Source organism: Flavobacterium sp. 22659, from assembly GCF_052044235.1.
Lineage (GTDB): Bacteria > Bacteroidota > Bacteroidia > Flavobacteriales > Flavobacteriaceae > Flavobacterium > Flavobacterium johnsoniae.
The window spans coordinates 101444-112887 of the sequence record NZ_JBQEMU010000007.1 but is presented as its reverse complement, the minus strand read 5'-3'; the positions used below and the strand labels follow the sequence as shown (position 1 = coordinate 112887).

At 33.7% G+C, this 11444-nt stretch carries 6 protein-coding genes; all 6 read right to left on the bottom strand.

The window, feature by feature from the left end; all coding sequences use genetic code 11:
• Positions 1 to 182: 182 nt before the first annotated feature.
• The 6 genes from ACTJIW_RS09595 to ACTJIW_RS09570 all read right to left on the bottom strand — a co-directional run bounded on the left by ACTJIW_RS09595 (position 183) and on the right by ACTJIW_RS09570 (position 11394).
• Positions 183 to 1031, bottom strand: coding sequence for an endonuclease/exonuclease/phosphatase family protein (locus ACTJIW_RS09595; RefSeq protein ID WP_440714529.1), 849 nt, complete (start codon positions 1029 to 1031; stop codon positions 183 to 185).
• Between the two features lie 176 nt (positions 1032 to 1207).
• Complete coding sequence (locus ACTJIW_RS09590; protein ID WP_440714530.1) at positions 1208 to 3475, bottom strand: glycoside hydrolase family 3 N-terminal domain-containing protein; 2268 nt, start codon at positions 3473 to 3475, stop codon at positions 1208 to 1210.
• 33 nt (positions 3476 to 3508) lie between these two features.
• Positions 3509 to 4972: a glycoside hydrolase family 30 protein gene (locus ACTJIW_RS09585; RefSeq protein ID WP_440714531.1), complete on the bottom strand. Its 1464-nt coding sequence runs from the start codon at positions 4970 to 4972 to the stop codon at positions 3509 to 3511.
• A gap of 33 nt (positions 4973 to 5005) precedes the next feature.
• Positions 5006 to 6469, bottom strand: coding sequence for a glycoside hydrolase family 30 protein (locus ACTJIW_RS09580; RefSeq protein WP_440714532.1), 1464 nt, complete (start codon positions 6467 to 6469; stop codon positions 5006 to 5008).
• 221 nt (positions 6470 to 6690) lie between these two features.
• The gene (locus ACTJIW_RS09575) at positions 6691 to 8226 is read right to left on the bottom strand and encodes a RagB/SusD family nutrient uptake outer membrane protein (RefSeq protein ID WP_121362406.1); all 1536 of its coding nucleotides are present in this window, start codon (positions 8224 to 8226) and stop codon (positions 6691 to 6693) included.
• Positions 8227 to 8244: 18 nt separating this feature from the next.
• On the bottom strand, positions 8245 to 11394 hold the full coding sequence (locus ACTJIW_RS09570; protein ID WP_012023636.1) for a SusC/RagA family TonB-linked outer membrane protein: 3150 nt from the start codon (positions 11392 to 11394) through the stop codon (positions 8245 to 8247).
• Positions 11395 to 11444 lie beyond the last annotated feature (50 nt).

Genomic DNA, 11444 nt, shown 5'->3' with positions numbered 1-11444 from the left:
AAAATCTTATAAAACATTAAAATATTAGAAGTCTTTATACTAATTTCTTGGGGTTATAAATTTTACGCTTCTATTATTTAATAACATCTTCTATTTTCATAATTTTCTTTTTTGAGTTATTAAATCATGATTTTATTATGCTTAACTAATTTTAATTTAAATTATCTCATTGTTCGTGCATATCATTGTTTTAAATCTATTTCTATAAAAACAGGTAAATGGTCCGACGGATATTTTAAATCTTTCGAATCACTCAGCACTGCATGTTTTTGAACTGTTAGTCCGCTGTTTTTTGAAATAAAAATATAATCCAGCAATAATGTAACAGGTTCATTGTGTTTAAAATCATTGAATGTTCCTGATGGTCCAAATGGCTTTTCTTTTGAAACATCTTTGGTATCATCCATTACTTTTTTAATTTCTGCAATTTGAGCTGTTTCTGGCTCTGAGTTAAAATCACCCATTAAAAAAGCCGGGTAATTTTTTGTGTTTAATTCTTTCATTTTTGAAAGAGCAAGCTGAACACCTTTTATCCTTGCCACTTCGCCCATGTGATCCAAATGCAGATTAAAAACGTAAAATGTTTTTTTTGTTTTAAGATCTTTAAAAAGTCCGTAAGTACAAACACGATTACAGGCAGCATCCCAGCCTCTTGAAACTACATTTGGTGTTTCTGACAGCCAAAATGTATTGGAATCTAAGACTTTAAAACGATCTTTTTTATAATAAATCGTACAAGCTTCTCCTAATCCTCCTTCTTCACGCCCTACTCCAAATTTGCTGTAATTTGGTAAAGCTGAAGCTATGTAATCAACCTGACCCGGTGTTGCTTCCTGAACTCCAAAAATATCCGGACTATAAAATTGTATTTGAGAAGTAAAATAATCCTTTCGGTTTGGCCATGCATTTTCTCCATCTGATGCAACATCTAAACGAATATTGTAGGTCATAATTTTTAGATTCTGACCGTAAAATGTACTGCTTACCAAAAGGAGCATTACTACAAAAACAATTGAATTTATCTTTTTCATCTTTAAAAAATTTTAATCTGTAAAGCTAATGTTTCCGAAGCCTTAAAGAAAAAAACTTATTTAAAAGTTATGTTAATTAAAGTTGTTACTATCATTAGTATCAAATATGTCATAACTATGATTTTTGCTATTCTGTTTAAACCTGTAAAACCATAAGACTTTACAGGTTTAGTAATTTATTTCAACAGAAAATCCTTTTTTTGATTTCCTATCTGAACAGTAAAAGATCCTTTTTCAGAAATCCATTTTAAATCTTCGTTTACAAATTGAAGATCTTTTTGTTTTAAAGTAAATTTTACTGTTTGAGTTTCATTTGGTTTTAAACTTATCTTTTCAAATCTTTTTAAAGATTTAAATTCAGGTGTAATACTTGCAACGTTATCAGACAAATACAATAAAACGGATTCTTTTCCTGCTTTTGTTCCTGAATTTGTAACGTCTACCGAAACATTTACTTCATCTGTATTATTGATTTCTGTTTTATCAATTTTTAGATTTGAATAAACAAAAGTGGTATACGATAATCCGGTTCCAAATTCAAACTGAGGAGAATAACTTTTCTCGTATTTGGCATCATTATTCTGTTCTCCTTCAGAAATACTTTCAGTATATTTTCTATTGTATTTTTCTAAAGAGTTGGGATATCTAGGATAATTATAAGGCAGTCTTCCACTTGGATTTACGTCTCCGTATAAAATATCAACTAAGGCTCTTGCTCCTTCATTTCCTGGAAGATAACATTGAACAACAGCGCTCATTTTGTCTTCAAAATTGCTTATTAATCTTGGTCTTCCTTCATTTAAAACTAAAATAATCGGCTTATTTACTTTTGCTAAAGCTAAAGCTAGTTTTATTTGAGAAGCACTCATATAAAGATCGCTGATATCGCCCGGAGTTTCTGTATAGTTTTTTTCTCCTAAGCATAAAACGATTTTAGAAGCGTTTTTTGCCAATTCTACTGCTTTCTGAATTTCTGCATCGTCTTCTTTTTCAAGATCTGTTCCGGCTGTATAAAGTACATTTTCTTTGCCTAATTTATTTTGAAAAGCTTCAAGAATGGTGAATTTATCAGCTGCATATGTATCTGAGTTTTCGCCCTGCCAGGTATATGACCAGCCTCCGTTAAGGTATTTCATACTATTGGCCGTTGCACCTGTAACCAAAACTTTTTCGTTTTTACTTAATGGCAGAACTGATGCATTGTTTTTTAATAAAGTAATCGATTCTGCGGCAGTATTATAAGCTTCTTCGATATGCTCTGCTGATCCAAATTTTGGGTAATCTTTTAAATCTGCTACCGTATTTTGAAACAAATTCAGTTCAAATTTCATCTTTAAGATTCTCGAAACGGCATCATCGATTCTTGAAACCGGTACTTCTCCTTTTTTTACTAAATCTAATAAATCAGTATAAAAAGAAAATTCTTCAGGAACCATACTCATATCGATTCCGGCCATAACAGCAATTCGAACAGCATCACGTTTCGATTCGGCAACTTTGTGTCTTGTGTATAGATAAATGATATCTTTCCAGTCAGTAACTACAACGCCAGAGAAACCTAATTCTTTTTTAAGGATATCAGTAATTAAGTGTTTGCTAGCATGAACTGGAGTTCCGTTGATTTCTCCTGAGCTTACCATTACGCTTTTTGCACCGGCATTAATAGCTGCCTGATAAATCGTTAAGTCATATTGTCTTAAAAGTCTTTCCGGAATAATGCTTGGTGTTCTGTCTTTTCCTGTCGTAGTACTTCCGTAGCCTATGTAATGTTTAATGCAGGAAGCTACGCTGTATTTAGAACCTACATTGTTATTTCCTTCAAATCCATCAACTAAAGCTACTGCCATTTTTGATGATAAATAGGCGTCTTCTCCAAATGATTCCCACATTCTTGACCAGGCTGGATTTCTTGGAAAATCTAAATCTGGCGAGAAAACCCACGGAATTGAAGAAGCTCTTGTTTCATAAGCTGAAATAGCTGCTCCTCGTTTTACTAAATCGGTATTAAAAGTTGCTGCCAAACCTATTTGCTGAGGAAATAATGTTGCACCAGCTGTATAACTTGCTCCGTGAATAGCATCGATACCGTATAGCACAGGAATTTTTAGCCTTGTTTTATTTGCCTCATTTGTAATGGCCTGCATAGTTTCCTGCCATCTTTTTAAAGTTGGAGCTCCCGGATTGGGTACATTTAATATAGAACCAATATGATAATCCTGAATTCCCTGCTTTAATTTTGCAGCATCAAAATATCCCGGTTTTTTGGCATCTCCAAAAATTGTTACTGTAATTTGGGTCATTTGTCCCACTTTTTCTTCAAGCGTCATTTTTGATAATAATTCAGAAACTTTAGCATCAATTTCTGCTTTATTATTTTTAACCTGCTGGCTCCAGACTGCTCCGCAAAAAAGGAACATAAGCGCACAAAAAATACTGTTTTTCATTTTATACTTTTAATATTAATATCAAATAATGTCTTAGTATACCAGTGTCTGCATTGCATGTGCCGGTATGGTAATGGTATATTTTTGAGAATTAATTGTTAGGTTGTAAACCACACTTTTGTTTTCCTGATTCATGATTATTGTGGCAATCTTTCCATCAGTATTTTTAAATGAAGTACTTAGAAGTGACTTGTTACTTACCGTTTCATTTATTCTTTTTGCATCAGGACGAATGAATTTTGAAAAATGCCCTATATAATAATACATTGGTGTATAAATAAGCTGTCCTGAATTGGTATCGGCATGAATTGGAGCAAAACAAAAATTACCTACATGATTTGGCCCTCCGTTTTGATCCAAAAGAATATTCCAGTCTGTCCAGCCTACCGTTCCATTATTGAAATCGTTAATCATATTAAGTCCATAACGTTCTGCATTACCCCAAAACTGGTATTTTGAAGCATCAAATTTTTCAATACATCCTTCTGTAAAAAGTAAATTTTTGTTTGGAAAAGCTTCGTGAACTTTAGCTACTGATTCGAATTTTGGCGTGCCTCCATTCCATGTTTCATACCAGTGAAAACCAATTCCCCATGCATATTTTGAAACTTCAGGATCAGAAAAAACAAGCTGTGCTCTTTTTTCTAACATGTCTCCACGGTTGTGATCCCAGATTATTATCTTTTTCGAACCAAGTCCTTCATTTTCAAGAGTCGGTCCTAAGAAATTTTTTAGAAAATCTCTTTCGGCTTCAGGAGTGTAGATACAGGATTCCCATCGCTGTTTTGCCATAGGCTCATTCTGGATAGTTAATCCCCAAATTGGAATACCTTCTTTTTCATATTCCTTTATAAATCTGGCATAATACTTTGCCCATGATTGTGCAAATTCAGGCAATAGAACGCCGCCGTGTAAAATATCATTATTGTCTTTCATGAAAGCTGGGGGACTCCAGGGACTAACAAATAAAGTTAATTTTCCGCCGGCATTTTCAATTGCTTTTTTAAGTAATGGTATTCTATATTTTCTATCGTGATCGATATTAAAAGTTTTTAAATCTTTGTCTCCTTCACTGATATAAGTATAGCTTTCACTGCTAAAATCACAGCTATGAATATTTGTTCTTGCAAGCGAATATCCAATTCCTTTATCCTTATCATAATACGCCGTTAAAAACTCTTGTTGTTTATCTGCTGGTAATTTTGCGAAAACTTCGGCACTTGCATCTGTTATAGCACCTCCGATTCCTAAGAAAGTCTGAAAGGTTTTAGCCGGATCTACTTCTATCGAAACTGCTGTATTTGCCGAAGATTCTTTTGAAATAAGATCATTTGAGAGTGACAATCTTAAATTTGAGTTCTCTGCAGTTGTATACACATCTAACTTTTTACCTGAAACAGATAAATCAATCTTAGAAGAATCAGCATGTTTTGACGGAGAACAACTCAGCTGTAAAATTAGTATCGATGTCAGTACTATACTTTTTGTTGATATCATGTTTTTATGAATAGAAAAACTGTTTTATATAAATTAATATACTAGTGTCTGGATTGCATGAGCAGGAATTTTTACAATTGCTTTTTCCTCAGCAATAATAAAATTGTATGTAATCTCATTATCGGTATGATTCATAACAATAGTTGCCATTTTGCCATCGGTATTTAAAAATGACGTGCTCAATAAATAGCTTCTGCTTACTGAAGAACTTACGCGAACAGCATTTGGACGAATGAATTTTGAAAAATGTCCAATGTAATAATAAGATGGTGTGTAAATTAATTCTCCTGTAACTGTATCAGCATGAATTGGAGCAAAACAGAAATTACCAACGTGATTTGGCCCGCCAAACTGATCTAAAAGGATATTCCAGTCAGTCCATGCAACAGTTCCATTATTAAAATCATTTATCATAGAAGTTCCGTATCGTTCTGCATTTGGCCAAAATTGGTATTTTGCCGCATCAAATCTTTCTACACATCCTTCGGTAAACATTAGTTTTTTATCAGGATAAGCTTCGTGCACTCTGGCAACGTTTTCAAACATTGGCTGTGCTCCTGTCCAGGTTTCATACCAATGAAAGCCTAATCCCCATACATATTTTGAAGCTTCCGGATCTGAGAAAATAACATTGGCTCTCTGTACCATTAAATCTCTGTTATGATCCCATGCAATAATTTTTACATCTCCAAGCCCTTCTTTTTTAAGTGTTGGCCCTAAGTAGTTTTTTATATAATCTCTTTCTTCTTCTGCTGTATATAAACAAGATTCCCAAGTTTGTGTTGCCATTGGTTCATTTTGTACCGATGTCCCCCAGATTGGAATACCTTCTTTATTATATGCTTTTATAAATTTTGCGTAAAAATTTGCCCATGGCTGAAAATATTCTGAAAGTAATTTTCCGCCTTTTAGTACGCTTTTATTACTTTTCATGAATGCATTTGGTGACCAGGGCGTAGCGTAAGTCAGTAATTTTCCTCCTGCAGTTTTTATAACATCTTTAATTAATGGGATTCTGTATTTTCTATCATGATCAATTGAAAACGTTTTTAAATCTTTATCTCCTTCTTCGATATAAGAATAGCTTCCACTGCTAAAATCAGAGCTTTGAATCGTTGTTCTTAGCAATGAATACCCAATTCCCTTTTGAGCATCGTAATAAGCATTTAAAAATTCGGTTTGTTTTTCTTTTGATAATTTAGCAAAGATCTCAGCACTGGCATCTGTTACAGCACCACCAATTCCCATAAAGGTTTGAAACTTTTTTGAAGGCTCTACAAAAACTGATATTTCTGTTTCAACAGGTTGTTTCGAAGCTGTAAAACTTAAGTTGTCTGTCGCAGTTAGTTTAAGATTGGTATCTGCTGCAGTAGTATAAACGGTTATTTTTTTGTTGGCTGTTGTAAATTTCTGTACCTGCTTTTTTGGGTTTGTTTGTGAAAAAACAGATAAAGAGAAACATAAACAAGTTGTGATAATAAATTTCATTTTTTTCATTGTATATGTTTGTTAGTCTATAGGCTTTTGATTTATTTTTCTTGGAAATTAAGCACAGACTGATTTAAAAAATAGCCCATAATCAATAAAGAATATGGGCTATTCTGACAACCAAACTTAAACTTAACTTAACTCAAAATATATTAATAAATGAACTTGTTTGAAGAGTAGATTATTCCGATTAATCTATCATTCGGCTCAAACATTAACATATGTATTTTTTAATAATTTTGGTTTTGAACCATTTTAGTGTTGTTAAACTCACTATAAGGAATTGGGAATGCTTCGTTTTTATTAGCAGTAAATCCTTTAAAAGCAAGTTTTGCTGCTGCCTGACCTGTTCTAACTAAGTCAAACCAACGGTGTCCTTCTCCTGCAAGTTCTAATCTTCTTTCTGCATAAATTGCGTTTAAAGAAACTGGTACAGATCCAAGTCCAACTCTAGCTCTTACAGCATCAAGTAATGCTTGTGCTCTTGCTCCTGTTCCTCCTAAAGCTTCAGCTTCCATTAAATATGTATCAGCTAAACGAATAACATAAGTGTTAATTCCAAAGTTTAGGAAAGGGTTTGCAGCTTTAATATCTTCATTAACTGGTGCATATTTTATAAAGTGATATCCTGTTTCGTTATAACTGTCAGTATACTTTAAAAGTCCGTTTGGATCATCATTTCCAGTACCTCTGTAAGTTCCTGCATCAAAAATTGTAGAAGCATAACGAGGATCTCCCTGCATAGCAGTTTGTAAATCTTTTGTAACTACCATGAATCCCCATCCATTAATGTAATCTGGTAATCCCGCAGTAACACCTGCTGCTTTTCTTGAATAATCTCTAATACCCATTAACTGAGCTGCTACGTTACCTTCATCATCACCTCTTTCAAAGTTACCCCAATCAGCATTTGATTTATCAGAGTAGCTGATTTCAAGAATTGACTCACTATTAAACTCATGTAATTTATCCCATAATTGAGCAAAATTATCCATCAATTTATAACCGTAGCTGCTAGTTCCTCCTGGAGTACCATTTACTAAAGCGAACTGTGCCGCTGCTTCAGGTTTTTTATTGTCATATAAATAAGCTTTTCCTAAAAGTGCTGTTGCAGCTCCTTTTGTCAAACGTCCTAATTCATTAGCTGGTAATGTTATTGGTAAGTTTGGAATTGCTTCAATTAAATCTTTTTCAATTTGAGCATAAACATCTGCTGGTGCAGCCTGCATAACCAAAGGAATTTCTTCTTTTGTTAATGGCGTCAAAATCAATGGAACATTTTTAAACATTCTTACAAGGTCTAAGTAGTAATAAGCACGTAAAGCTTTTACTTCTGCCATGAATCTTGCTTTTTTAGTTTCATCCATAGAAATACCTGGCAATTTTACCACCATGATATTACATCTTGCAACCCCTTTATAATAATCTGCCCAAATATTTGGCGGTATATTAGTTGGAGTAATAGAATAATTTGATGCTACCTGAAGTCCTGGCTGATCACCTGCTCCTCCACCTCCTGCATAAAAATCATCTGATGCAGAATTTAAGAATAACAAAGGTGCGTTTTCCATAGCTCCAGCGTATTTACCTAATTTATCATATGCAGCTACTAAACCAGAATAAGCTTCTGTTTCATTTCTGTAAAAATCTTGTTCGAGTACAACTCCATCACCTTTTACTTCCAACTTTTCATCTGTATCGCACGATGCAAGTGCCAATAACACTCCAAAAGCGATAAATGATTGTTTAAAACTTATAAGTTTCATAATATTTTATTTTTTTAATTAAAATTGCAAATTAACTCCTAACATGTACGATTTTGCCTGAGGATAGTATCCTCTGTCAACACCTTGTACATTGTTCATTCCAGCTGTAGTAGGTCCTCCAATTTCTGGATCAAAACCAGTGTATTTTGTAATCGTAAACAAGTTTTCTCCAGTTAAGTACAGTCTTACTTTTGTTAATGAAATACTGTTTATCCATTCTTGTGGGAATGAATATCCAAACTGAATTGTTTTGAATCTGAAGAAATCACCTTTTTGTAAATTAAAATCAGATGGATTACTAAAGTTTTTGTTTGTATCGTCAACAGTAACTCTAGGATAAGAATTTGTTGATCCTGGTCCTGTCCAACGACCTAAAACTTCTGTCTGGTAGTTCGCATTTGTAATATCTAATCTTCGTAATCCCTGATAAATCATGTTTCCGCCAGCTCCCTGACCAAAAACTAATAAATCAAATCCTTTATAGTCTAAGTTTAAAGTTAAACCGTAAGTAAATTTAGGTAATGAAGTTCCTAAGAAATCTCTATCGTTACCGTCAATTTTACCATCTCCGTTTAAATCCTGCCAACGGAAATCTCCTGGTTTAGCATTTGGCTGGATTACTACACCTGCTGCATTTTTGTAATTATCGATATCTGCCTGAGTCTGGAAAATACCGTTTGTTTTAAATCCGTAAAATGAGTTATAAGCCTGACCAACCTGAGTTCTGTTGATTTCATAAGAAGTTGATTGTACTGTTTCATCTCCTGCAATAAAATTCACTCCTTTATCAATATAAGTGATTTCATTTTTGATGTAAGAGAAGTTTCCGTTTACAGAAAGATTCAATGCACCAATTTTTTTACGATATCCTAATTCAATATCAACACCTCTATTTTCCATATCTGCTAAGTTGGCATAAGTATCACCACTTGCTCCAACATATCCAGGAATTGGCACTTTCATTAAGATACCTGATGTTTTTTTGTTAAATAAGTCAACACTTAAATTGAAGTCGTGGAAAAGTGTACTTTCAAAACCAATGTTTGCTTGTTTAGTTTCTTCCCATTTCAAATCAGGGTTTGGAATAGCGTTAGGGCTTTGTCCTGGAACTGGTGTTCCTCCAATAGTATAATTTCTTTTGTTACCAATAGTTGAAAGGTATAAGAAATCAGGAGAAGAGTCATTTCCTGTTACACCATAACCTCCTCTAATTTTTAAACTAGTTACAACGTTATTTTCTTTCCAGAATCCTTCTTTAGATGGTACCCATCCAAGTGATACTGAAGGGAAAGTTCCGTATTTGTGGTTTGGTCCAAATCGTGTAGAACCATCACGACGAATAATACCTGTAAAAATATATTTTTCTTTATAGTCGTAATTTAATCTTGAGAATAAAGACTCTACTCTGTGCTCAACTGCTGTTGAATTATAAGCATTAACAAATTTATCAGCCAATGGAATATCTACGTTGAAAGACGCTTCATCATGAGTAGTTGCTGGAATTCCTTGGTAAGTAGCATCGTTACCTGATGTAATACCATCTACATAAGTACCTTTACCAATTAAGATACTGAAATTGTGATCACCAAATTTTTTAGTATAATTTAAAGTGTTTTCCCAGTTCCAGCTGAATGATTTTTTGTATGATCTGAACAATTCATTTTTATCTCTTTTTGTAGCTCCGTTTAAGTAGAACACTGGAGTAAAATTGTCAGAACCATAATAAGCTAATTTTGCACCTGCAGAAGATTTAAATTTTAAACCTGGCAATAACTCTGCTTCAATAAAAACATTACCAACAAAATTTTCTGCAAAATCATTATTTCCTAATCTTGTCTGCGTGTATGCTAATGGGTTTGTGTTTTCCTGTGTTACAATAGTAGAAATACCATAGTAATGACCATTTGCATCTTTTAGAGTATTTGGATTAGCATAAATTGAACCTGGACCTGTTTTAGAAGGATCAGTTTCAATAACTGGAGTCAACGGATCTAAGTTGATTGCAGATGCTAACGGTCCTCCAAATTCGTCATTTGTATTACCAATTCCAATCGTTTTTTCATTAGAATATCCTAAAGTCTGACCAACTTTAATGAATTTTCCAATTTTATGATTAGAGTTTAATCGGATATTTTTTCTTGTATAATTAGAAATATCTGTAGTCACAATACCTTCCTGATCTGTAATACCAAAAGACATATAGAATGTAGAAACATCATTACCTCCGCTGAAGCTTAATTCGTGAGAATAACGCTGTGCATGATTGTTAAAAATAGCATCCTGCCAATTTGTACCTTTTCCATAGTTTATAGGCTGGCCGCTTCCATTAACAGTTGGAAACAATGGTGCTTTACCTCCATTAGTATACGCTTCGTTCATGATTGTTACATATTGAGAAGCATCTAATAAATCGATCTTCTTTGCTGCCTGAGATGTACCTGCAAATCCAGTATAGTTTACAGAAATTTTTCCTGCTTTACCTTTTTTAGTAGTAACAATGATAACCCCTGCTGCTGCACGAGAACCATAAATAGCTCCAGAAGCACCGTCTTTTAAAACCTCGATAGATTCAATATCTGATTGATTCAAGTAACCAATACCACCGTTGTCTACCACAACACCATCAACAACCCATAGAGGATCATTATTGTTTAATGTAGTAAATCCACGAATTCTAATTGTAGAAGCAGAACCTGGCTGACCAGCATTTGCTGCAATAGAAACCCCAGAAACTCTACCTTGTAAAGACTGCTCAATTCTGGTAATTGGAAGATTTTCTAAATCCTTTCCTTTTACACTAGAAATTGCTCCTGTAACAACGCTTTTCTTTTGAACTCCGTATCCTACAACAACAACTTCATTTAAGTTTTGAGATTCCGGCTGAAGTTTTACACTTATTTTGTTTCTTCCATTTACTGCTTCCTGTACAGTAACGTATCCAACAAAACTAATTGTTAAAGTTCCATTAGAAGGAACATTGATCTGAAATTTTCCATCAAAGTCAGAAGCTGTAGCTTTATTTGTTCCTTTAATTAAAACTGTTGCTCCCGGGACGGGCATTCCACTTTCATCATTAATAGTTCCGGTTACCGTAACATCCTGTGCCATTGCGATAACTGAGAACAATAGAGATGAAACACAAAAGATAAGTAATTTTGTTAATTTCATTTTTCTAAAAATTTTGGTTAATTAATTAGTAATTTGATGCAATAATAAAG

Bases quoted from the DNA above. Each gene is read 5' to 3' on its own strand.
- ACTJIW_RS09585 (WP_440714531.1), bottom strand. From the start codon at position 4,972: ATGATATCAACAAAAAGTATAGTACTGACATCGATACTAATTTTACAG.
- ACTJIW_RS09570 (WP_012023636.1), bottom strand. From the start codon at position 11,394: ATGAAATTAACAAAATTACTTATCTTTTGTGTTTCATCTCTATTGTTC.
- ACTJIW_RS09575 (WP_121362406.1), bottom strand. From the start codon at position 8,226: ATGAAACTTATAAGTTTTAAACAATCATTTATCGCTTTTGGAGTGTTA.
- ACTJIW_RS09595 (WP_440714529.1), bottom strand. From the start codon at position 1,031: ATGAAAAAGATAAATTCAATTGTTTTTGTAGTAATGCTCCTTTTGGTA.
- ACTJIW_RS09590 (WP_440714530.1), bottom strand. From the start codon at position 3,475: ATGAAAAACAGTATTTTTTGTGCGCTTATGTTCCTTTTTTGCGGAGCA.
- ACTJIW_RS09580 (WP_440714532.1), bottom strand. From the start codon at position 6,469: ATGAAAAAAATGAAATTTATTATCACAACTTGTTTATGTTTCTCTTTA.